The sequence below is a fragment of the Paracoccus sp. NSM genome, assembly GCF_052379855.1.
Classification (GTDB): domain Bacteria; phylum Pseudomonadota; class Alphaproteobacteria; order Rhodobacterales; family Rhodobacteraceae; genus Paracoccus.
Genome location: NZ_JBQTCG010000015.1, coordinates 1 through 22,820, shown reverse-complemented (window position 1 = coordinate 22,820; position 22,820 = coordinate 1). Strand labels below are relative to the sequence as shown.

22 protein-coding genes are annotated in these 22,820 nt (G+C 67.4%); 4 read left to right on the top strand and 18 right to left on the bottom strand.

The window, feature by feature from the left end; all coding sequences use genetic code 11:
* Positions 1-61 precede the first annotated feature (61 nt).
* The 10 genes from ACTZWU_RS15320 to ACTZWU_RS15275 form a co-directional block, all read right to left on the bottom strand.
* Entirely contained in the window at positions 62-1,051 is a 990-nt protein-coding gene (locus ACTZWU_RS15320) for a formate dehydrogenase subunit gamma (RefSeq protein ID WP_444738233.1), read from the bottom strand.
* Positions 1,052-1,062: 11 nt separating this feature from the next.
* The gene (gene fdh3B, locus ACTZWU_RS15315) at positions 1,063-1,659 is read right to left on the bottom strand and encodes a formate dehydrogenase FDH3 subunit beta (protein WP_219831545.1); all 597 of its coding nucleotides are present in this window, start codon (positions 1,657-1,659) and stop codon (positions 1,063-1,065) included.
* A 15-nt stretch (positions 1,660-1,674) separates the two neighbouring features.
* Complete coding sequence (locus ACTZWU_RS15310) at positions 1,675-4,635, bottom strand: formate dehydrogenase subunit alpha (RefSeq protein WP_444738232.1); 2,961 nt, start codon at positions 4,633-4,635, stop codon at positions 1,675-1,677.
* Positions 4,635-4,856, bottom strand: a complete 222-nt coding sequence (locus ACTZWU_RS15305) for a hypothetical protein (RefSeq protein ID WP_444738231.1) — start codon at positions 4,854-4,856, stop codon at positions 4,635-4,637. Before ACTZWU_RS15305 ends, ACTZWU_RS15310 begins: the two co-directional genes overlap by 1 nt.
* A 57-nt stretch (positions 4,857-4,913) precedes the next feature.
* Entirely contained in the window at positions 4,914-5,519 is a 606-nt protein-coding gene (locus ACTZWU_RS15300) for a TorD/DmsD family molecular chaperone (RefSeq protein ID WP_444738230.1), read from the bottom strand.
* 157 nt (positions 5,520-5,676) lie between these two features.
* Positions 5,677-6,279 carry a DUF3306 domain-containing protein gene (locus tag ACTZWU_RS15295; RefSeq protein ID WP_444738229.1) on the bottom strand — a complete coding sequence of 201 codons (603 nt, stop codon included), beginning with the start codon at positions 6,277-6,279 and terminating at the stop codon, positions 5,677-5,679.
* Positions 6,276-6,815, bottom strand: a complete 540-nt coding sequence (locus tag ACTZWU_RS15290; protein WP_444738228.1) for a DUF3305 domain-containing protein — start codon at positions 6,813-6,815, stop codon at positions 6,276-6,278. Before ACTZWU_RS15290 ends, ACTZWU_RS15295 begins: the two co-directional genes overlap by 4 nt.
* Before the next feature lie 11 nt (positions 6,816-6,826).
* Positions 6,827-7,816 (bottom strand): DUF6352 family protein, encoded by a 990-nt coding sequence (locus tag ACTZWU_RS15285; RefSeq protein WP_444738227.1) that lies wholly within the window; start codon positions 7,814-7,816, stop codon positions 6,827-6,829.
* On the bottom strand, positions 7,816-8,361 hold the full coding sequence (locus ACTZWU_RS15280; protein WP_444738226.1) for a DUF6505 family protein: 546 nt from the start codon (positions 8,359-8,361) through the stop codon (positions 7,816-7,818). The genes ACTZWU_RS15285 and ACTZWU_RS15280 overlap by 1 nt, the downstream gene beginning before the upstream one ends.
* Positions 8,358-9,083 (bottom strand): biotin/lipoate--protein ligase family protein, encoded by a 726-nt coding sequence (locus ACTZWU_RS15275; protein ID WP_444738225.1) that lies wholly within the window; start codon positions 9,081-9,083, stop codon positions 8,358-8,360. The genes ACTZWU_RS15280 and ACTZWU_RS15275 overlap by 4 nt, the downstream gene beginning before the upstream one ends.
* Positions 9,084-9,174: 91 nt before the next feature.
* Here ACTZWU_RS15275 and ACTZWU_RS15270 point away from each other — a divergent pair, with 91 nt between their 5' ends.
* On the top strand, positions 9,175-11,127 hold the full coding sequence (locus ACTZWU_RS15270; protein WP_444738224.1) for a 4Fe-4S dicluster domain-containing protein: 1,953 nt from the start codon (positions 9,175-9,177) through the stop codon (positions 11,125-11,127).
* Positions 11,128-11,293: 166 nt separating this feature from the next.
* On the opposite strand, the gene ACTZWU_RS15265 is transcribed toward ACTZWU_RS15270, so the two are convergent.
* Together ACTZWU_RS15265 and ACTZWU_RS15260 are read right to left on the bottom strand one after the other, a co-directional pair.
* Positions 11,294-12,982 (bottom strand): cation:proton antiporter, encoded by a 1,689-nt coding sequence (locus ACTZWU_RS15265; RefSeq protein WP_444738223.1) that lies wholly within the window; start codon positions 12,980-12,982, stop codon positions 11,294-11,296.
* 170 nt (positions 12,983-13,152) lie between these two features.
* Positions 13,153-14,028: an NnrS family protein gene (locus tag ACTZWU_RS15260; protein WP_444738222.1), complete on the bottom strand. Its 876-nt coding sequence runs from the start codon at positions 14,026-14,028 to the stop codon at positions 13,153-13,155.
* Here ACTZWU_RS15260 and ACTZWU_RS15255 point away from each other — a divergent pair.
* A complete protein-coding gene (locus tag ACTZWU_RS15255) occupies positions 14,020-14,247 on the top strand; it encodes an aldehyde dehydrogenase family protein (protein WP_444738221.1) in 228 nt (75 codons plus the stop codon). The two genes, ACTZWU_RS15260 and ACTZWU_RS15255, sit on opposite strands and share 9 nt — an antisense overlap.
* Here ACTZWU_RS15255 and ACTZWU_RS15250 read toward each other — a convergent pair.
* From ACTZWU_RS15250 to ACTZWU_RS15225, 6 genes are read right to left on the bottom strand one after another with little or no spacing between them, the layout of a single operon-like run.
* Entirely contained in the window at positions 14,242-15,279 is a 1,038-nt protein-coding gene (locus ACTZWU_RS15250; RefSeq protein ID WP_444738220.1) for a siderophore-interacting protein, read from the bottom strand. The genes ACTZWU_RS15255 and ACTZWU_RS15250 overlap by 6 nt on opposite strands.
* A 22-nt stretch (positions 15,280-15,301) precedes the next feature.
* Entirely contained in the window at positions 15,302-16,354 is a 1,053-nt protein-coding gene (locus tag ACTZWU_RS15245; RefSeq protein WP_444738219.1) for a FecCD family ABC transporter permease, read from the bottom strand.
* Positions 16,354-17,358: a FecCD family ABC transporter permease gene (locus ACTZWU_RS15240; protein ID WP_444738218.1), complete on the bottom strand. Its 1,005-nt coding sequence runs from the start codon at positions 17,356-17,358 to the stop codon at positions 16,354-16,356. The genes ACTZWU_RS15245 and ACTZWU_RS15240 overlap by 1 nt, the downstream gene beginning before the upstream one ends.
* Positions 17,358-18,170, bottom strand: a complete 813-nt coding sequence (locus tag ACTZWU_RS15235) for an ABC transporter ATP-binding protein (protein WP_444738217.1) — start codon at positions 18,168-18,170, stop codon at positions 17,358-17,360. The genes ACTZWU_RS15240 and ACTZWU_RS15235 overlap by 1 nt, the downstream gene beginning before the upstream one ends.
* Positions 18,171-18,174: 4 nt before the next feature.
* Complete coding sequence (locus ACTZWU_RS15230; protein WP_444738216.1) at positions 18,175-19,152, bottom strand: ABC transporter substrate-binding protein; 978 nt, start codon at positions 19,150-19,152, stop codon at positions 18,175-18,177.
* Complete coding sequence (locus ACTZWU_RS15225; protein ID WP_444738215.1) at positions 19,142-21,208, bottom strand: TonB-dependent receptor; 2,067 nt, start codon at positions 21,206-21,208, stop codon at positions 19,142-19,144. Before ACTZWU_RS15225 ends, ACTZWU_RS15230 begins: the two co-directional genes overlap by 11 nt.
* A 192-nt stretch (positions 21,209-21,400) precedes the next feature.
* Between ACTZWU_RS15225 and ACTZWU_RS15220 the strand changes: the two genes are divergently transcribed.
* Both ACTZWU_RS15220 and ACTZWU_RS15215 read left to right on the top strand, forming a co-directional pair.
* Complete coding sequence (locus tag ACTZWU_RS15220) at positions 21,401-22,087, top strand: TetR/AcrR family transcriptional regulator (RefSeq protein WP_444738214.1); 687 nt, start codon at positions 21,401-21,403, stop codon at positions 22,085-22,087.
* 416 nt (positions 22,088-22,503) lie between these two features.
* The coding region (locus ACTZWU_RS15215) for an NUDIX domain-containing protein (protein ID WP_444738213.1) at positions 22,504-22,820 on the top strand (317 nt) is incomplete at its 3' end.

Sequence of the window (22,820 nt, the reverse complement as noted above, 5' to 3'; positions counted from 1 at the left end):
TTCCTGGGATGGGGACGCACCCCGCCCGGCAGGCGGAGTGCGTCAGGATTGTCTCAAGGCATCATTCGGCGGGATGGGCCTTGGCATGACCTGCCGCGCTGCCCGTTTCGCCCTTGATCTCTTCGACCCACAGCGAATGGTGCTCGCGCGCCCAGTTCTCATCGACCTCACCCGAGCCCATGGCGTCGAAGGCGCCCTCCATCCCGACCGAGCCGATGTAGATATGCGCGATGATGACCGCGGTCAGGCCGGCAGCGGTCAGGGCATGGATCGTCTGATAGAACTGCCAGTCTGCGGCCGTCCCGGCCTGCGCGGGGAACAGCATCATGAAGCCGGTGAAGGACAAGGCCGCACCGCCCAGGATAACCGCCCAGAAGATGACCTTCTGCCCGGCATTGAACTTCTTGGCCGGGGGATGGACGCCCTTCTTCAGAAGCCCGCCGCCCTGTTTGATCCATTGCCAGTCCACGCTGTTCGGAATGTTGTGCGCGATCCACAGGATCAGGACGAGTGCCAGCGCGACCATGAAGGGCCAGGCCAGGTAGTTATGGGCGATCTTGCCCCAGGCGGTCAGGGTGCCAAAGGCGCCGTCGCCGATCAGCGGCAGGATCAGGGTGCGCCCGACCACGATATTGATCCCGGTCAGAGCCAGGATGATGAAGGTGCTGGCCAGGGTCCAATGCGCGAACCGCTCGACCGTGTTGAAGCGCAGGATGGTGCGCCCCGACAGCCCGGAATCGACCCGGATCCTGCCCCGGAACATGTAGAACAGCGCCAGCAGGACGATGATCGCCACGATCGGCCCGACGACCAGAAGATGCAGCGTCTCGGCCTGAAGGGCGGCCCAGGACTTGTTGTCCGGTTTGATCAGATAGCCTGCGGCAGCATCCGGAATGGTGATCCGGCCCGCCACGGGGGCGGTGCCGAGGCTTTCGAACAGCTGGTCCTCGGTCACCGAACTGGCGGTCGGGTTGACCTGCGCCATGGCCGGCCCGGACAGGCCGATGGCCAGAAACAGCACAGCGAAAAAGCGGGTGAGAAGATTGCTCATCGGTTTTCTCCTCAGACCGACACGGTTTCGCCGTAAGCCGTGCGCCAACCCCAGGCGCCCGAGCCGTAGCCGCGCGTCACGACGCGCTCGCGGTAGATCTCGGCGATGATGTCGCCGTCGCCCGCCAGAAGCGCCTTGGTCGAGCACATCTCGGCGCAAAGCGGCAGCTTGCCCTCGGCCAGACGGTTCGCGCCGTATTTGACGTATTCCGCCTGGCTGTGATCCGCCTCGGGGCCGCCCGAGCAATAGGTGCACTTGTCCATCTTGCCGCGCGTGCCGAAATTGGCGGTCTGCGGGTATTGGGGTGCGCCGAAGGGGCAGGCAAAGCTGCAATAGCCGCAGCCGATGCAGGTGTCCTTGTTGTGCAGGACGACGCCGTCGGCAGTGGTGTAGAAGCAGTTCACCGGGCAGACCGAGGCGCAGGGCGCGTCGGTGCAATGCATGCACGCCATCGAGACCGAACGCTCGCCCGGCAGGCCGTCATTGATCGTGACGACCCGGCGGCGGTTGATGCCCCAGGGCACCTCGTGTTCGTTCTTGCAGGCGGTGACGCAGGCGTTGCACTCGATGCAGCGGTCAGCGTCGCAGAGGAATTTCATTCGTGCCATGTTTCACATCCTCCCTTATGCAGCCGCGATCTGGCAAAGCGTGACCTTGCCCTCGTGCATGCCGGTCACAGGGTCATAACCATAGGTGGTGATGACGTTGACCGATTCCCCCAGCACGATCGGGTCTGTGCCCTGCGGGTAGTTGCCCCGCTGATCGACGCCCTGGAACCAGCCGGCGAAGTGGAAGGGCATGAAGGCCACGCCCTTGCCCACCCGTTCGGTGACCATCGCCTTGACACGGGCCTTGGACCCGCCCTCGGCGCCCGTCACCCAGACCCAGCCGCCATCGACGATGCCGCGCGCGGCCGCATCCTCGGTGTTGATCTCGACGAACATGTCCTGCTGCAATTCCGCAAGCCACGGGTTCGAGCGCGTCTCTTCGCCGCCGCCCTCGTATTCGACCAGACGGCCCGAGGTCAGGATCAGCGGGAAGCTGTCATGGACGTTGTTGGCCAGGTTCGCCTCTTGCACGGTCTTGCCGATGTTCGGCATCCGCTGCTGGCGACCGTTGTCGCGGGTCGGGTATTCGGCGACCAGATCGGGGCGCGGCGAATAAAGCGGCTCGCGGTGGACCGGGATCGGGTCGGGCAGGTTCCACGCCACCGCGCGGGCCTTGCCATTGCCGAAGGGCACGCAGCCATGTTCCAGCGCGACACGCTGGATGCCGCCCGACAGGTCAGTGGACCAGGACACGCCGCCCGGATTGTCGCCGCCGATCCGCATGATCGTCGCACGCTCCTGGGCAGTCAGGTCGCCATCCCAGCCCAGCTGCTCGAGCAGGGCAAAGGTGAATTCGGGATAGCCGTCCTGGATCTCGGACCCGCGCGGCCAGCTGCCCTCGGCCAGAAGGGTCTGGCCCTCGTGCTCGAGCCCGAAGCGCGGACGGAAGGCGCCGCCGCCCTCCATCGGGTGCAGGTTGGTGTTATAGAGGATATGCGTCCCCGGGTGGCGCAGCTCGGGCGTCCCCCAGCAGGGCCAGGGCAGGCCGTAGTAATCGCCGCGGATTTCCTCGGGGGCATCCGGCAGGGCGCGCAGGGTGATCAGGTCGAACTTGTCCTGATTGGCCATATGCGCCTTGAGGCGTTCGGGCGATTGCCCCGTATAGCCGGTGGACCAGCCGCCACGGTTGATCTCGCGCAGGATGGATTCCGGAGTGGGCTCCATCCCGAACTTGCCCTGCACCATCTCGAAGTTCTTGAACATGTCGTCGGCGAAGCCCAGGCGCTGCGACAGGGCGTAGATGACGGCATAATCATTGTCGGATTCGAAGATCGGATCGACGACCTTCTCACCCCATTGCACCGACCGGTTCGAGGCCGTGCGCGAGCCCGAGCATTCGAACTGCGTGCAGATCGGCAGCAGATAGGTGTTGTCGGTGCGCGAGTGCAGGGCCGCGAAGGTGGTCGGATGCGGGTCGGCCACGACCAGCAGGTCCAGCGCATCCATGCCGCGCTGCGCGTCCTGCATCCGCGGAACGGTGTTGCCGCCATGACCGAAGACGATCATCGCCTTGATGTTGTCCTGCTGGTCGATCTCGTCCGTGTCGATCGTCACGGCGTCGAACCAGCGGGTCGAGGTGATGCCCGGCACCTCCATGTTCTGTTCCGGCGTGCGCGCATCGCGGCCAGCCTTGGCGGGCACCGCGTCGAAGCGGCTGACGAAATACTCGTAAGGCACGTCCCAGACGCGTGCCCAGTGTTTCCACGCACCGGCGCCAAGACCGTAATAGCAAGGCAGGTTGCCCACATCCAAACCGAAATCGGTCGCGCCCTGCACGTTGCAATGGCCGCGGAAGATGTTGGCGCCGTTCCCTTCGCCGCCGACATTGCCGGTCGCCAGAAGCAGGATGTTGTAGGCGCGGACGTTCGCCGTGCCGACGGTGTGCTGCGTGCCGCCCATGCACCAGATGAACGTCGAGGGGCGCTCCTTGGCGAATTGTTCAGCCACGCGCTTCAGCGTGTCGCCATCGACACCCGTGATCCGCTCGACCACTTCGGGCGGATAGGCGCGGACGGCCTCGCGGACCTGATCCATCCCCCAGACGCGTTGGGCGATGTATTCCCGGTCCTCCCAGCCGTTCTCGAAGATGTGCCACAGCATCCCGTGGATCACCGCGATGTCGGTGCCGGGACGGAAGCGCACATATTCGGTCGCATGGGCCGCCGTGCGGGTGAAGCGCGGGTCGAAGACGACGACATTGGCGCGCTGCGTTTCCTTGCCTTCAAGGATGTGCTGCAACGAGACGGGATGCGCCTCGGCCGCGTTCGAGCCCATGAAGACGACGGTTTTGGCGTTGCGGATGTCGTTGTAGCTGTTCGTCTGGGCGCCGTAGCCCCAGGTGTTGGCCACGCCCGCCACCGTGGTCGAGTGACAGATGCGCGCCTGATGGTCCACGTTGTTCGTGCCCCAGAAGGCCGCGAACTTGCGGAACAGATAGGCGCCCTCGTTCGAGAACTTCGCAGAACCCAGCAGATAGACCGAATCCGCGCCCGAACGGCCCCTGATCTCGGTCATCTTCTCCGAAATTTCGTCCAGCGCCTGATCCCAGCTGATGCGCTGCCATTCGCCGCCGACCTTCTTCATCGGATACTTGATCCGGCGGTCGCCATGCACCAGCTCGCGCACCGAGGCGCCCTTGGCGCAATGCGTGCCGCGGTTGATCGGGCTGCTGTAGGCCGGTTCCTGGCCGACCCAGACGCCGTTCTGAACCTCGGCCTTGACCGTGCAGCCGACCGAACAATGGGTGCACATGTTGGTCTTGATCTCGATAGGCTGCGACAGGTCGGTGAAGCCCGCGGCCTCGACCCGGCGGGTCATGCCCGCGCCAAGCGTGCCAAGCGCCGCAAGTCCGCCCACCGACAGGCCCGAGGCCCGCAGGAAGCTGCGGCGGTCAAGGGGCTTCGCGGCGACCGATGCCGCCATCTGCGACAGACGGCCCGTGGCCGCCGTTTCACGGTTTCTGCGTTTCGTCAGCATCAGTTGGCCCCCCGGGGATAGTAGCGGTTGGTGCGGTAATAGGTCTCGACATGAGCGGTCTTCTGATAGCGCGCGCGCGTTCGCTCATCGCCGGTTTCCGCGAAGGCCGGCATCGCCGATCCCGCACCCAGGGCCGTCGCGGCAGCCCCTGTGGCCGCGACCCCAAAAAAGGCACGACGGTTCAACGAGGATCCCGTGCCCTTACCCTTTTCCTTGGTCATTTCTTCTCCCTCCCTGGCGCGGGGTCAGGTTGCCCTGCCCGAAGCATCATCCAAACATCACGCGGCCAACGAAAAGGCGCGTGCTTCAATATCGACAAGCAGGCGGCCCAATTCGGCCACCGAACGATAGAACCGGGCACTGGGCGCCACGGCGAGATCGTCGAAGAACTGCCCGGCCCAGGGCGCGACATGACGGGCGAAGAAAGCCGCCTGTTCGTCGGGCCCGACCGCGATCTGGCCATGCGCCATGTCGGCCATCACCTCGAACAGCAGGGCGATGTGGTCCTCGGGCTCGAACCGACCCTCGGCCCGCGCGACGCCAAGCCGGGCAAGATCGGCGCGGACCTCGGCCAGCGGGCGTTCGTTCAGGAACCCGGTCTGGTAAAAGCTTCCATAGGGCAGCAATTCACCGCGTCCGACGCCCACGAAGACGGCAAAGAACTCGCGTTCGACCTGGGCGGCATCGGTGCGCCCCGCCGCGGCGGCCAGCGCGTTCACGGCCTGCCCGAACGCCGTCGCATCGCCGGACAGGCCGGCAATTCCGATCAGCAGGTCTTGCGAAGGCGCAGCAGAAAGAAGTGTCGCCAGAAAGCGATACTGATCGCCACGGGCGCGGTCCGTTCCCTCGATAGCTGGCCCCGTCGCGGGCTGGCTGTCTGTCATGTCTGTGCATTTCCCCAATCGCTGCAATGATATGCAACGAGATGCAAAAGTTACCGGATTGCCGCAATTCTGTCCACACAATCCGGCACGCCTGCCCCTTGCGACGAATGGTCTCGGCCGGGGCGGCCGTCAACGCCGCGGCGAAGGTGTCGCTGCGTCAGGTCGGCAATGCGCCGCCATGCCTGCGCGGGGGCTGCGGGGCGGGCGCGTCATCGTCGGAAAACGCGGGCGGGGCAGAGGCGTCCTGCCGGGACGGGGCTCGATCTTCGGGCGCTGCTGCGACCTTGGGGGAGGCCTCGGCAATAGTGGTCTCGTCTGCAGGTTCGGTCTCGGGCAAGGCCTCGGCCTGCGGCTTCGGAGGATCAAGCAGATCGCGCAGCATCTGCGCCGCGCGTTCCGGCGCGGGGGCGCAACCATCGCCCGGAACACCGCCCGGCGTGTTCCAGTCCCAAGCATAATCGACCGCCGGATCGCGGTAATCGCGAATCGCCGGCGTCAGCATCCAGACCCGCCTGAGCGCCGCGTTCTTCAGCGCGGCGGGCACGCCGGCCCGCAGAAAGGCGCGGATATCGCTGCCCTCGGTCAGGTCCTCGATACGCGGCAGGGCGGCCAGTTCCTCGTCGGACAGGGTTTCGGGTTCGACGGGTGCGGCTTCGGGCTGGGCTTCGGGCTGCGGTTCAGGCTGGGGCTCGGGTGCGGCCCTGGCCTTGCGCTTGCGGCGCGACCAGCGCGACAGAAAGCCGTCATCCTCGTCGGTCACAGGTCCGGCCCCTTGCCCTTGCGCGCCTGCCACGAATCCTCGGGGTGCAGCACGCGCGGCGCGCGCGTGATCAATGCGTTGGGATCGTTCGGCAGACGCCTGCGCTTCTTGAAGGGCATCTCGACGTGATGGGTCGCCACAAAGTCCTCGATCATCGCCTGAACGGCCTGCGGCATCGGCACCGCCGCCACGATCAGGTCCAGATCCGAGGCAAGCCCCTCGCCCTCGTAGGGATCGGCGGTCAGGCAGACAAGCTGCGTCCGGGCGGGATCGGCGCCGCGCAGCGCGACCCAGATCGAGGGCCGCCCGGATTGCAGATTGTCGCGGTGATGCCCGGTATCGCCCGACCACAGGATCAGATCGCGCCCGCCCAGATACCAGGTCTCGACGCCATCCTCGGTCATCAGCAGCGTGTTCGCAGGCGTCTCGGGTTCGGGCATCAAAAGGGCGGTCGGCCGCAATTCACCCGCGCCCCATCGCGTGACCGGGGGGCGGCGGATGGCCAGAACGCCGAAGCGCAGGACTTCCTGTGGCATGGGCTTTCCCCTCAATGCAGCGCAGGCTCTGCCAGCGGCAGGCCCGACAGCAGGTTTTGCGGCTTCATCCGCAGCGTGTTGTCGGCGGGCAGGCCCAGGATCAGCCAGACCGGCTGGCCCGCCAGATCGGCGCGCACCGGAACATGCGGACCGAAATCCAGCCGGAACAGCCCCACCAGCGTCGCAGGCAGTGCGCGTTCATGCCAGAGCGCATCACCGATCGCGGTCCCCGCCGGGTCAAGGCCCACATACCAGCGCAGCTCCACATCCTGGGCCGAGGTCTGAGCCGTCACGGTCACCTCGATCCCCATCATATGCGTGATGAAGGCCTCAAGCGCCTGCGCCATGCCCGCCCGCGCCAGTGGGTCGCCGCCGAAATTCAGCACCGTCGTATGCGCGTCGGAACGCGACCAATAGGTCCATTCATTGCCACCGCCCAGCACGTCCAGCCCGTCGACACCGCCCGAGAACATCGTGGTCAGCGGCGCGGCGTGCATGTCCTGCGCGAATTGCGTCACCAGTTCGTCATCGGCCAGCAGCAGCGTCCCGTCCTTGACGTGCGCGCGTTGCGGCCGAAAGAAGCACTCGGCCGCGCGCAGGACCTGCGGGTCCTCGCAGCCGTCCAGCGCGTTGCGCAGGATCAGCTGCACCAGTTGCGACAGGAACACGACCGGCAGGCGCACACCCTGTTCCATGATGGCGGCATACCCGGCCTCGATCGTGCCCGCGCGCAGCAGGTGATCGCGCAGAGTCAGGAAAAAGCGCCAGTTCTCTTGCGCGTCACGGTCGGCCAAGGCGGCCAGCTCGGGTTCGGGCACCTGCGCGCGGGGCGTTTGCATCAGCCGCGCATGCAGCGCGCGTTCCGCCGCGCAGGCCTCGGGCGGGGGCAGCAATTCGGGGCGCGCCAGCCATGCCAACAGCAGTTCGTCGGTGACCACCATGCGCCCTGCCGCGTCCAGCCGCGTCAGATGATGCCCCGAGGCAACCCAGAATTCCGGCATCAGCGCTGCCCTTTCAGATCGAAAATGTCCACGTGATCCTCGACTTCCTCGAAGAACTGGAAGGCGCGGTCATGGCCCTGAAGGTGACTGGCCGAAAAGGCGGTCTCGTCGCGGGGCCTCAGCGTGCGGAACTGTTCGCGGATGTCAGTGCCGTCATGGCGGCGATGCAGCGCGATCAGCCGGTTCAGGTCATGGCCGCGGCACAATGCCTCGGCCAGGGCGACCTCTTCCTCGGCAGCGGGGCGGGCGGCCTCGACCGAGGGGGCGCCCAGATGCGTGACCAATTGCCGCGCCAGTGTCTCGACCATCGCCGCGCGCTCGGCCGCGCTGGCCTCCTGCACCGCGACAAGGGTGGAATGGCCGAAGCTGTCCACCCCCAGAAAGCCCGAGCGGAAGGCGATGGCCTCCTTTCGGGACAGGTCGTCAGGATCGCGCCCCCAAAAGAGGAACGTGCCCGGCACCGCCCATTCGCCGGGCTCTGCCGCTCGGGCGAAGACGACCGTATCAGAGGGGTCCAGCCGGATCGTGCGCGGCAGCCGGGTCACAGGCGCGGCCCCGTCTCGTCGCGCCAATCCTGCGCGGCCAGTGCCTCGGCCAGCGCGGCGAAGCGACGGCCACCGCCCGAGGGCGTCATCTCGAACAGGCGGTCGCCCTCGATCCGCCGGACGCCGCGCAGAAGCGGCGGGTCCACGCGCATCAGGTAGCGGTTCGTCACGGCATCAAAGCCGTCATGTTTCCAGCGATCGAAGTAGAGCATCATGTAAGACGCGAAGGTCGAAACGATCAGCTCTGCCGGATCGAAGGCTTCCTCTTTAAGGGACGTGCTGTCCGGATGGCGGCCGGGTTCGGCAAGGTGGTCGCGATCCGCAATCAACTCGGCGCCAAAGACCATCCAGTCGGGCACCTGATCCTCGGCGCAGCCGGGGGCCACGGCAAGGCGCCCTCCCCCCAGACGCGCGGCGTCATAGATCACCCGGTCCGGCCATTCCAGCCGGACGGGGCGTTCGGGCGGGCAATGGGCGCCAAGCGCATCGGCCAAAGCGGTCATGCCCAGAAGAAAGGCGCGCCGGGCTTCGGCCAGTGGCTGTTCGGGTTCCAGAACGACGGCAAAGGCCAGCAGGCCCGGCGATTCATGCATGACCAACAGGCCCGCGCCATGGTCGGGCGCCAGTCGTGCAGCCTCGGCCAGGACGTCGCGCGCATCGCTGCGGTGCAGCGCGAAAGCGGGCGGCAGATCGACCCGCGCGGGCGCGATGGTTTGTGACATTTTCTTCCTCCCCCGCTACCCTTTACAGGCAGTTCGGACTACATCTGCACAGATAGTCCAGCCAAAGCCCATCGAAAAGGCCCAGCCCGACATGACCGACGCGCGAATGATCTGCACCTGCGAGGGAACGATGACCCTCGCGCCCGAAACGCTCGGCGCCGAGGGCAGGCCCGCGACCCAGCTTTGCCGCGCCCAGCTGGACCATTTCCGCGCGGCCCTTGGCGACTTCGCCCAGATCACGGTGGCCTGCACGCAGGAGGCGCCGCTGTTCTCCGAAGTCGCGCAGGACATGGGTTACGATGGCACCCTGCGCTTCGCCAATATCCGCGAGACGGCGGGCTGGTCGGACGAAGGCGCGAAGTCCGCGCCCAAGATGGCTGCCCTGCTGGCGATGGCCGAAATCGAGGCCAGCCAGTTCGAGGTCGTGACGCTGGAAAGCAACGGCGTCGCGCTGATCCTGGGCCGGGACGACGTCGCGCTGAAGGCCGCGCGCGAGCTGGCCGAGCATCTGGACATCACCGTCCTGCTTCTGCCGGGTTCCGATGTGGCCCCGCCGCGCCAGACGACATGGCCGGTCCTGCAAGGCCGGATCGGCACCGCGCGCGGCCATTTGGGCGCGTTCGAGCTGAACGTGAACGCCTTTGCCGCCCCCGCGCCGTCGTCGCGCGCAAGGCTGGATTTCGGCCCCGGCCGCAACGGCGCGGTCTCGCGCGCGGATCTGGTGATCGACCTGACCGGCAATCCGGCGCTGTTCCACGAGACCCGCCCCGGCTATCTGCGCGCCGATCCGCGCGACCCCGGCGCGGTGGCGCGGCTGGTCTCTGAGGCCGCGCAGATGGTCGGCACGTTCGACAAGCCTAAATTCATCGACTTCACGCCCGGCCTCTGCGCCCATTCGCGCAACACGTTGACGGGCTGCACGCGCTGCCTTGACCTCTGCCCGACCGGCGCGATCACGCCCGCGGGCGACACGGTGATGATCGACCCCGCGATCTGCGCGGGCTGCGGACAATGCGCGGCGGCCTGCCCCACGGGTGCCGCCGCCTATGCGCTGCCGGTCGTCGCCAATATCGCGCAGCGCCTGCGCCGGGGCCTTCAGGCCTGGTTCGCGGCGGGCGCCCAGACGGCGCCCGTGATCCTCTTTCACGACGAAGACCACGGCGCGCCCCTGATCGACGCGATGGCGCGGTTCGGGCGCGGCCTGCCCGCCCATGTCATCCCGGTCCCCGTGAACGAGCCCAGTCAGGTCGGCCCCGAGATCATGGCGGCGGCGCTTGCCTGGGGCGCGGGCGGCGTCCGGGTTCTGGCCAAGGACCGGCCCGCCCATCCGTTGGACGGGCTGGCCGCGACGCTGGACCTGATCGGCGCGGTCTGCTCGGCCTCGGGCCTTGCCGCCGATGACTGCGCGCTGATCCAGACCGACGATCCCGACGCGCTGGAGGCCGCCCTCTGGCATCCCGCCCCTGCCGCCAGGCCCGAGCGTTCCAGCTTCCTGCCGCCCGAGGACAAGCGCGGTCTGCTGACGCTGGCCATGGCGGAACTGAACCGCACCGCGCCCACCCCCGCAAGCCGCATCGCCCTGCCCGCGGGCGCGCCATTCGGCACCGTGCATCTGGATACGGATGCCTGCACGCTCTGCCTGTCCTGCGTGGGCGCCTGCCCCGCCAGCGCGCTTGGCGACATGCCCGACAAGCCCAGCCTGCGCTTTTCCGAAAGCGCCTGCGTGCAATGCGGCATCTGCGAAGCGACCTGCCCCGAACAGGCCATCACGATCGAGGCCCGCATCGACTTTGCCGCCTGGTCCGAGCCGCGCCGCGTCCTCAAGGAAGAGGAACCCTTCTGCTGCACCTCCTGCGGCAAGGCGTTCGGCACCGGGTCCAGCATCCGCCGCGTGATGGAGAAGCTGCAGAGCCACTGGATGTTCAGCGGCCCCGAAGGCGAAAGCCGGCGCAGCCTGCTGACGATGTGTGACGATTGCCGCACGCGCGAGGTCGTGATGGCCGGGTTCGACCCTCATGAAGGCGGCCAGAGCAGGCGCGTCTGACGAGCGCGAGGCCTGATTGCCCGGAGACGGCGCTTTGGGCGCGTCACCGGGCGATAGCGGCAGAACCGGGGCCTCTGCGTTCAGGACCGGCGCGCAGGCAGGTCGCGGGGGGCATGGGCAACCGCTCGACCCGCCGGACATTGCTGATCGGGTATTGCGCGACAGATCACGCAGGATCTTCTGTTTCCGACGTCAGCCGCCGCACCGCATAATCGGCGGCATCGTCAAAGGGCTTCAACACGACGCTGGCTCCCTGCCGCAGCAGATCGTCCACGTCTGCCAGCTTCTGAACCGACAGGAAGACCCGGCCCCGGTAATTCGCATCCCTCAGCCCATGAAGCAGCGCAAGCTGCGGGTCGGCCTCGGTCAGGGCACCCCGTTCGCGCGGAACGGCCGAGACGACGGCGCGGACATTGACCAGATCCAGATGGGCCACGAATTCCGGATCCGTCGCATCGCCATAGACCGCGTCCATCCCCATGCGCCGCCAGGCGGCCAGCGCGTCCGGGTCGAAATCGACGCCCAGAATGCGGTGCCCCCGTTCTTGCAGCTTGGCGCCGATGCGGCACCCGTAGCGGCCCAGCCCGAAGATGACGTAATCATGGCCGCGCGTCTCGGCGGGGCCTTCGGTATCCTCGGCCTCGCGATGGGCGTGGCGGCGCTCGAAGAGGCCCAGATAGGGCTCGCACCAGGCAAAGAGCTTGTGCGACCAGGTGATCATGTAGACCGACAGGGCGATCGTCACCAACCCGACCAGCGTTACTAGGCCCATCGCCTGGTGCGTAACATGGCCTAGCGTGATCCCCATCGCCATGAAGATCAGCGAGAATTCCGAGATCTGGGCAACCGTCAGCCCGGCCAGAAAGCCCGTGCGCCTGCGGTAGCCCATGTAACCCATGATCGCCAGGACGATCAGCGGGTTGCCGATCAGCACGAACAGCGACAGCACGATGGCCGGCCCGATCTGATCGCCAAGCGTCGATAGTTGCAGCGACGCGCCCAGATTGATGAAGAAGAACAGCAGCAGGAAGTCGCGCAAGGCAGCCAGCCGGGACCCGATGGAATCGCGGAACTCGGTCGAGGCCAGCGACACCCCCGCCAGCAGCCCGCCCAGTTCCTTGCCGAAGCCAAGCGCATCGCCAAGCGCGGCAAGGCTGGCCGCCCAGCCCACCGCGAAGATGACCATCAATTCGGGCGAGCGCGCGATCTGGCGCAGCAGGGGGTCCGCCAGATGCCGGATGAACAGCACCACAACGCCCACCATCGCCAGCCCGCCCAGAAACACCTGCAGGACCTGCCAGAGACCGCCGCTCTGCTCTCCGCTGCCCACGCCGATGGCCGACAGCGTGACCATGGCCAGCACCACGAAGATGTCCTGCACGATCAGGAAGCCAAGCGCGATCTTGCCATGCAGGGCGCCGATCTCCTGCTTGTCCGACAGCAGCTTGACGATGATAATGGTGGACGAGAACGTCAGTGCCACCGCGATATAAAGCGAGGTGACATGATCCAGCCCCATGGAAAGGCAGATCAGATAGCCGAAAAGGGCCGTGAACGTGACCTGCCCCAACCCGGTGGCCACCGCGACCCGCCCGAGGTTCCGCACGAGGCCGATATCCAGCTTCAGCCCCACCAGAAACAGCAGCACGGCGATCGAGATCTGGCTGAGCGTCTCGATGAAATCGACCGACGAGACCAGCCCAAACGCATCCGGCCCCGCCAGCACCCCCACCGCGATGAAAGCCACCACAAGCGGCTGGCGCAGCATCAATCCGACAAAGCCGACCCCCGCCGCCATCAGCACCAGCAGCGCGATTTCGTAAAAGACAGAGGCAAAGTCGGCATTCACGGGCATTTCTCCGGTCAGTGGTCCCGAGGGTCGAAGACGCAAGACAAGGCGCGCCCGCCCGCATGAGGTGTCGTCCTGGTCGGGGTGACCCTATCGTAGCAAGAGGAAATCGCCTTGCGATAGATCAACCGGGATCGCGACGCGACGATCAGCCTAGCGCGATGCTGGATACCGGTTCATGCCGCAGCCTTGGTCGCGCTGTTCTGCCGGGGCTGCAACAGCATCCGCCCGAAGTTGACGGCAAAACCGGCAAAGGCCAGGGCCCACAGGCTGGCGGATGCCAGAAGCAGCGGCATCGGCTGCTCGGCACCGCCTGCCGCCACACGAGCGACCGCGGACCCGGCCATGGCAAGGAAGATCGCCACCGTAACGCCGTCAGCCTTCAGCGCGCGGCCTGTGTGTCCCAGCGTTGCGCGGGTCATGACGGCCAGTGTCATCAACCCTATCGCTCCGGCGACCCAGACATGGCGCGAGGCGCCGGCTTCCATGAAGCCCCAGATGGCGGCGGCCTCTGCGGCGAAGCCGAGGCCCAGCGCCAGATAGGCAAGGTGCAAGACCCACAGCAGCGGCTCTCGGCGCACCTGCCAGCCGCGCCAGCGCGACAGGCGCCACATCTGCGCAACCGCCACCGCCGCCATGAGCCACGGCAAGCCTTCCGCAGCGGGGTTCGTGACAAAACCTGCCAATGCAAGCGCCGTCAGTGCCAGGACCAGCGCGTCACCCCGGCCGAACGCCACCGGCAGAGATGTCGCGCCCCGCGCGGCAAGCCAGTTCCGGGTGAACGCGGGAATGATGCGCCCCCCGATAAGGGCGATCAGCATCAGGATCGTGGCAAGCCCCAGTCGCACGCCCAGTCCGTCATAGGCGTAGCCAAGCCTGCTTGCCTCGGCGTGAAAGACCGCATTCGCGATGACGAAAGCGCTGATCAAGCCCACCACCGGCAGGTTGCGCCCAAACCCGACGGTCCTGTGACAAGGCTCGGTGATGACAGGCAGAATTGACCGCGCCGCGAGCCTGCGTTGATATGCATCAAGCGGCTGTCCGTGATCCACCACCACCACGTCGACGAAGCGCTCGCTGCAGCCACTGAAAGCTCGAACGAGCTTGGCAGCTTAATCTGGACGAGCGACCTTGACGCCGCGCGCGCCCTAGCGTTGCTCTTGGAATGCGGCTCGGTCTGGATCAACGCGCATGGCGTGATCCGACCTGACGTGCCCTTTGGCGGAGTCAAGCAATCGGGCCTCGGCGTGCAATTCGGCCAGGCGTCATGACCAGTAGGCGATGGCGGACGCCCGGTCTGGGGTCAACCCCGCCGCCCGGGCGCTGCTGCGCAAACGGCGTGCGGCCTCTTGTGAGCCCGCGAACCACAGCCCGTCAAAAGCGTCGCGCAGCTCCTCTTTCAGCGCGGCGATCAGGTCGGCCTCGGTCGCGCCTTGGCTGCGGAACAGCCAGTGCGTGCGGAGGGCCGGATGCGGCGCGTCCTGCCGATCCTCGGGGCTGCCGGCCAGCAGGACCGCGCGGCCCTGTGCGCCCGCAGGGGCGGTTTCCATGGCGCGCAGGATGGCCGGTATCGCGGTCTCGTCGCCGCCTGCCAACAGCGTCCGGCCTGCGACCCATGGCGGACCGGCCTTGCCGGAGGGGCCGAAAAGACCGACCTCGTCGCAAAGGGGGATCGTGGCCGCCCAGCCATCGGTCGGGCCGCCGGGATGGCGGAAAATGTCGAAGCTCAGCAAGCCCGAGGCAACATCGAGGTGGCGCGTGGTGAAGAACCGGTCCAGCAGCGCATCTGCGCCGGACGGCCAGTCGATGCTGCCGCGTTCGTTCATGCGCGGCCAGACCGGCGCGCGTCCGGGGATCGCGCCGCGCAGCAGGCGGAAATGCCAATGCGCGCCCGCATGGCGCGACGCGGCACCGGCCGGCAGGCGCAGCACCATGCGCCACCATGAAACGCCAAGCGGGTCGCAGGCCTCGACCCGCGCCAGCGTCAGGGCGTCGGGCAAGGCGCCGGGCTGGCCCCGACCCGACCAGATCAGCGGCGCCATGCCGGGATCGAACTCGGCCATATGCGCGTCCAGATGCCCCCGGATCTCGGGCAGCCAGGCGGGATCGTCGCAATCAACCTCGAGGCAGCAATGCGGTCCGTGACAGGCCAGCGCGATGCGGACACCCTCGGCTCGGGCGACGAGGCTGGCCGGGTCGGGCTGCTCGACCTTGATCTCATGGGCGAGGAACTCGGCGCGCCAAAAGGCGATCAGCGCCTCGGAGCGGGCATGGCGGAACAGGGCATGGCTGCGGCTCGTCATCGGCGTCTCCTTGGTGCGGGGATCATGGCCTGGACCCGGCGAGCCGCAGGCTGGCCGCGAAGGCCGGCACGCCGATCAGCACGAGGCACAGCCCAAGCGGCAGAGGCAGGACCGGCATGGCCAGCCGCGCCGCCAGATCGGCCAGCGCGACCAGCAGCGCCCCGACCAACCCCGACAGGACCAGCCGCGCCGTCCCCGATGCGGGCGACAGATACGTCGCCAGATGCGGCGCCATCACGCCCAGAAACAGCAGAGGCCCGGCCGCCGCCGTGCTGGCCCCGGTCAGCGCCACCACCGCCAGCAGGATCGCCACCCGGCGCATGCCCAGAGGCTCGCCCAGAGCGCGCGCCAGATCTTCGCCCAGATCATAGGCCCGGAGGCTGGGCCCGGCCAGGATCAGCAGCGGCACAGTCAGAAACGCCCAGGGCAGATAGCCCAGGATCAGCGGCCAAGACGCGCGGTCCAGCGCCCCCATCGACCAGGCTGCCAGCCGATAGGACAGGTCGGGTGGCGCATGGACCAGCAGCAGCGCCGAAACCGAGGCCAGAACCGTCTGCACCGCGATCCCCATCAGCAGGATCGACAAACCCGCCGCCCGGCCGGGCCCGACCAGCGCCAGGATCGTCACCCCGGTCAGCAGCGCGCCCCCCGTCGCCGCAAGGGATTGCTGCGCCAGCGTCGCGGCCGGGACCAACGCGGCCAGCAGCATCGTCGCCACCACTGCGCCCTGCGAGAGACCCAGCAGGCCCGGCTCGGCCAGCGGATTGCGCGCCAGCGTCTGCAGGATGGCGCCCGCGACCGCGACAATGAAGCCTGTCACCAGCGCCAGCACGACACGCGGAGCGCGCAGGTCCAGAATGTCCAGCGCCGCTGGATCGGCGTCCCGGCCCAGCAACGCGGCCAGCAGATCGGTCGCCTGCACCCCCGTCCTCGCATGGATCAGAGAGACCAGCGCGACGGCCAGACAGGCGATAGCCAGCGACACGCCCGCAATCAGGTTCCCGACCCTTGGCGCCACCGGCCCCAGGTGCAGCCGCGTCCTGCCATCGACGGGTCGGATGAGACGCGCGCGCATCACCGGCCCTCGGGGGTGGCGGCGGGGGCCAGATAGACCCGGCGGACCAGCCAGATGAAGAACAGCCCGCCCAGCAGGTTCATCACGACGCCCGTATGGATCTGCTGCGGGGCCAGCGCCGTGCGCGCCGCAAGATCCGCCAGGATCAGCGCGCCCGCGCCCGCCAGCGCATTGGCGGGCAGCGCCCGGCGCAGGGTCGCGCCGACCAGCGGGCGCAGCATATGCGGCACGACCAGGCCGACAAAGGCGACCGGCCCGCAGATCGCCACCGCAGCCGAGGCCGCCAGCGTCACCAGCGCCGTGGCGATGAACCAGACGCGCTGCGCCTCGATCCCTGCGGCGGCGGCGGCCTCGCGGCCAAGCGACAGCAGCGTCAGCGCCCGGCTCATCGGCCAGAGCGCGGCAAGTGCCAGCAGTGCCAACGGCGCCATCAGCGGCAGGCGGTCGGCATGGACAAAGCTGACATTGCCGGTCACCCAGCCCAAGGCCGCCTGCCGCAGCGCCGGGTCCGACAGCAGCACCGCCTGCGCCATCGCGCCGTAAAGCATCGAGACCAGCGCCCCCGACAGGATCAACGACAAGCCGCGCGGGTCCTTGCCGCCCGCCGCCAACCGCGACAGGGCCAGCGTCGAAGCGATTCCGAAGATCCCTCCGAGAAAGGCGATCGGCCCCTGCCACGGAACCGGCGCACCGAGCGCGAAGCCGAACAGCACCGTAAAGAGCGACGCCCCCGAGGAAATGCCGATCAGCGAAGGTTCGGCCAGCGGGTTTCGCATGAGTGCCTGAAGGACCACCCCGGACCCCGCGAGCACCGCACCCACAAGGCCCGCCATCGCAACCTGCGGCAAGCGCTGGTGGCGGACCACGAAATGCTCGTAGCGGGTCGGGTCAAATGCGGTGACGGCCTGCCACAGATCCGCGGGCGCGATCCGGGTCGCGCCCTGGCTCAGCGCCAGCACCCCGATCAGCGCCAGCCCGCAGCCATACGCAATCGCGCCGCGCATCAAGCGCCGCCCTGCAACGACGCGTCGGACGTCGGCATCGGCAGAGCGGGCAGAAAGGCCAACCGCCCATCGCGGTCCAATCGCTCGACCCGCAGGCCGAAAACCTCGGCGATGCGCGGCTCGGTCAGGATCTGCCCTGGCGAGCCTTCGGCAGCCAGCCGCCCGTCCTGCATCAACGCCACCTGGTCGGCGAAACCCGCCGCAAGGTTCAGGTCGTGCAGCACCACCACGACCGTCCGTCCGCGACGGATCATCAGATCGCGGACCAGCGCCATGATCTCGTATTGGTAGCGGATGTCGAGATGGTTCACCGGCTCGTCCAGCAGCAGGATCTCGGCGTCCTGCGCTAGGACCATGGCGATGAAGGCGCGCTGGCGCTGGCCGCCCGACAGGCGGTTGACCTGCGCAAGCCCCATCCCCTCAAGCCCCACCTCGGACAGGATGCGCGCAGCCTCGTCCCCCGTCAGGACAGGATGGCCCGAGAGGGTTCCAGCGCGCGAATGGCAGCCCAGATCCAGCAACTCGCCCACGGTCAGGTAATCGGGACATCGGCTGTCCTGAGGCAGCCAGGCGACGCGGCGCGCCATGTCGCGGCGCGGGATCGAGGCGACGGGCCGTCCGTCCAGCAGCGCCTGCCCCTGCCATGCGGGCTGAAACCCCATCAGCGCGCGCAGCAGCGTGGATTTGCCGCAGCCATTCGGCCCCAGCAGGGCGGTCAGGCAACCGGGCCGCACGCTCAGCGTGACATCGCTGATCCGGGGGCCAGTGCGACGGTCATAGCCGGTCGTCAGGTTGCGGCATTCCAGCGTCAAGCGGTCATTCCCTTGCAGGCAGGTCCAGCGCGTAATGCCGGGCCACCGCCTCCAGCGCCTCGTGGGCCGAGGCGAAGGTCATCGTCATCACCCTGTCGCCATCGACGAAAAGCGGCGCGCGCCCCCCCATCAGCAGATGCCAGCCCGGCGCCGCGCGGTCCAGCGCTGCGCGGGCCTCGTCGTCGCTGCCGATGCCGAAGCCCTTGACCACGATCAGAAGATCCGCGTCGATCCGCGGCAGCGCCTCGGCCGAGAGGGGCATCGAGAAACCGTTCGCCGAGATGTCGTGCAACCATTCGGGCTGGCGAAAGCCCAGATCCTCGACCGCCTCGATGATGCCGCCCGGCCCGGTCAGCGCGATCAGCCCGTCATTGAGGAACAGCACAGCATAGACCCGGTCACCGTCAGGGCGGGCGGGCGGCGGCAGCATCGCGCGCAGCCGGGCGGCGCGGCCCTCATATTCGGCCTCGAGCGTGGCAAGACGGGCCTGGAGGCCAAGATCCCGCGCCAGGCGTCGCGTGCCGTCGAGGCCCCGGCTGTCGGCCGAATGGCTGCGATGCAGGAAGACGGGCGCGATCCGCTGCAGCAGGGGCAGCAGGGCTGCGTCGCCCTCGGTCCCGATGATGAGGTCGGGCGACAGAAGGCGGATCGCCTCGATGTCGTAGCTGCCGCCATGCCATACGGGGGTGATCCCGGCCTCGGACCCGGTCACGCCGAAAAGGGGCTGAAGCCCCATCACCTCGCGCGTGCCGTCAGGCCTCGTCACCTGCCAGAGCGAGCCGACCGGCGGCAAGCCCAGCTCGTAAAGCGGCAGGGCCAGCAGGTTGTCGTAAAGCGTCACGATTCGTTCGGGCGCGGCGGGGATCGCCACGCCGCGACCGGTCCCGTCGTTCACGTCGCGCAGGACCGGCGCGGCCGAAGCCGGGCCCGCCGCAATCAGGCAGGCCAGCAAGAGCCCCGCGACGCGACTGTCAGAACGCATAGGTCAGGGTCGCCCCGATGCGGCGCGGCTCAAGCACCGATCCGGCGCCGTCACGGCTGTCGCGGGCGACATATTGCAGCTCGTCCAGCGCATTGGCCACATACGCCCGCATGCTGAGATTGTCGCGCGCATAGCTGACGCCCAGATCGAGGTTCCAGTAATCGCCCGATTCCTGTCCCTCGGTCTGGCTGAAATTCGGGAAATAGCCCGAGACACGCACCGCGTTCGCGTCCAGCGTCAGGCCCGGCCGGGGCGACCAGTCGGCGCCGATGGTCAGCGTCGTGCGCGGGTCGTTGCCGAAGCGGTTGCCGTCGATGGCCTGGCCCGGCGCATCGACCCGCGTGCGCAAGAGCCCCAGCCCCCCACGCAGGCGCAGGTCATCGGTCATATAGGCCGCCACCTCGAATTCACCGCCCCAGCTGGTGCCGTCGAGATTGGCGATGGAATAGTCCAGCGGATTGCCCGGCGCGCTGACATAGGCGTGGTAACCGTCATAGCGGTTGTGAAACAGCGTCGTGGCCAGCGCGACCGAGCCATCGCGAAGCTCGCCGCGATAACCGGCCTCGACGGTGGTGACATATTCGGGGTCAAAGACGAACGGCACCCCGGTGAAGAAGTTCACCCCCGCGCCGCCGCCGTTATAGCCGCGCCGGATCGTGGCGAAGACGCGCTGATCCTCGGCCACGGCGTAGCCTATGCCCAGCTTGGGCAGAAACACGGTCTCGGTCTCGTCGAAATCCACCGCCGAGACATTGCCAAAGGAATTGTTCGACGTGGTGAAGGCGTTGCTTTCGTGATGCAGCCGGGCGCCGCCCAGCAGTTCGACCCGGTCCGACAGCGCATAGGACAGGTCCATGAAGGCGGCCGTGGATCGGCGCGTCTGGCGCGTGTCCAGATCGACGAACAGGCCGAAATCGACCGATTTGCGCTGCTGGTGATGGCTGAGACCCGCGACGCCCGTCAGCGGGCCGTTCGCGCCGAATTCCCAGGTCAGTTCCTGCAGCAGGTTGCGCGTGCCGAAGTCGTCGAACGAGACGAAATTCTCGGTCGATTCCGGCGACATCGCGAAATCCTCGCGCTGGATGCTGGTCAACGACCGCAGCGTGCCGGAATTCCCCTCTTGCGAGACATCCAGCGACAGGCCCCAGGCCTTGGTGTCCAGCAGGCGCTGCGTGCCGACCGCGATCCGGTCCGAGGGCGGACGCCCCGTCAATCCAGTCCCCGAGATGAAGGAATCAAAGCCGGTGTCGCGGCCTTCCTGATATTCGGCCGACAGGATTGCAGTCAGGCCGGGCATCTGCGCGGGCTGCCACAGCAGCTTGGTGCGCCCCGACACGCGGTCATAGGCGCTGAGGATGCCGGTCGGATCATCGGCGAAGTCGACGGGAATGGCGCCATCCTCGGCCTCGAGCACGAGGCGGGCGGCCAGTTCGTCGGGGGCAAGGACACGATTGACCATCAGCCCGCCGCGCCAGTTCGTCCCCGCGACCCCGTCATACTGCGCGCCAAGCGTGACCTGCCCCTCGTCCAGAAAGACCGGGTCCTTGGTGCGCACGACGAAGGCCCCGGCGATCGAGTTGGTGCCCCGCAACGTTGTCTGCGGGCCGCGCAGGACCTCGACCTGTTCGACGTCGAACAGCGACTGGAAGCCGTTGTTCACGTAAGAGCTGATCCGCGGCACCCCGTCCACGATCAGGCTGGCGCGCGGCGCGGTGCCATAAAGGTCGTTGCCCCGAAGCCCGAACGGGCCGTCGGAATCCACGCCCCGGATCGGCGGCAGGCGGTCGGCAGGCGCGGGCAGCACGTTCGGCGCCGACTGCACGGCCTCATAGACGGTGGTGGCGTTGGCGCGCTCGATGGCGGCCTCGTCAAGGACATGAACGCTGCTTTCCGTCTCGAGCGGGGTCTTGGCCAGCCGCTCGCCGCGCAAGATGATCTCGTCGAGGACCATCACGTCGCCGCCCTGTGCCAGCGCTTCCGATCCGGGCCAGCCCGCGATCAGCGCCGTCATGGCCGTGGTCGCGACAAGCCGCGCCGCCTTGCCGAAGGGTCTCATGGTCTGCACTTTCCTTGTCAGGGGCCGCGTGCCTTCGGAACGTGGGTAGCGGGTCCGGTTATCAGCCGCGAATGCCGTCCGCCGATCTGCCGCGTCCGATTGCGGTCGCGCTGCACAGGCGGGACAGGTATCGTATGGCATACGAATCATATTCCTGAGCGATTTAGTAATACACACGAAAAAGGAACGCACGTGGAAATTTCGACCAAACGCGGGCCGGGGCGGATCGGCCGGGCGGGGCGTCTGTCGCGTGACCGGGTGCTGGAGGCGGGGCTTTCGATCCTGCGCGAGGCGGGCATGGATGGCCTGACCATGCGCGCGCTGTCCGACCGGCTGGGCTCGGGGCTGATGACGCTTTATCACCATGTGCGCGACCGCGACGACCTGCTGGACGGCTTGATCGACCGCGTCGCCGCCGAGATCCCGCATCCGTCTCCACGCCCATGCCCGGTGGACGAGATCGTATCGATCCTCTGCGCGCTCTATGATGCGATGCGGGCCGATCCGTGGCTGGTGCGCTGCCTGATCGACGGGCATCCGGGCAGCCCAACCGTCTGGCCCCTGATCGAACGCGTGGCCCTTGCGATCGAGACACTTGGCCTGGAGGGTGCCGAGGCCGGGCATGTCTATCACGCACTGATCCACTACACTTATGGCGAGGTGCTGGTGATGGAGGCCCGGTCCCGGCGCGGCCTGCCCTTCGCCATGGAGGATGCCGAACAGGCGCTGCGCTACCCGGCCATCGCGCGCACGCTGGCCTCGCCCGACCTGTATCCCTGCCGGGCCGACCCCTATCCGCAGAACCTGCGCCGGATGGTGACCAGCATCCGCGACGCCGCTGAGGCAGGCCCGACGCCTCGACCCGGCCCCGTCGCATAGGGTCAGACGACATCCATGTGGCGCTTGACGCAGGGCAAGTCCTACGATCGCCCAACAGTAAAGCCTTAAACGGAAGCTACAGATCCTTGGATCACGAGCATCTTGGCGAAGCATCATCTGCAGCCATATTGACGGTAACTGGCTGACCGTCCCCATTGCCCCACAAAGCAGACTTTGCCTGCGCGATCTCGCTGCGCCAAGCACGAACGTCCGGTCCGGGGATGCTGCAAGGCGGCGCCAGACCGGGGCTGTCGGGCCGCTTTGGGCCGAGTGCGCGGGTCAGAGGTCGCCGCGCGCCGTTCGCGGCACCAAGGCCGGCGGATAGACGCGAGGAGCCTTTTGCGGTCGATCGCGCCTTGCTGTAATCCTTCTGCATGAGCACATGGCGTCCTGCATCTAGAATACGGCTTAAGGCGTTGGGCCTCCACTGGCGCGACGGTCGTCTGCTTGCGGCTGAAGTTCTCGATGACGCCGGGCGCGTGAAGGGCGTGCGACCTCTCGGTGGAACAGTCGAGTTTGGCGAAACGGTAGAGGTTGCTGTCGTTCGAGAGTTTCAAGAGGAACTAGGGATCACGGTGAAAGCTGTTTCACCTCCCACGTTCATGGAGAACATTTTCGTTCATGAAAGCAGTCTCGGGCACGAGATTGTTGCGATCTTCGACGTGTCTTTTCCGCCCAACATTTTTGTCGCAGAAGATCGCATCCAATTCACCGAAGACAGTGGGGCGGTAAT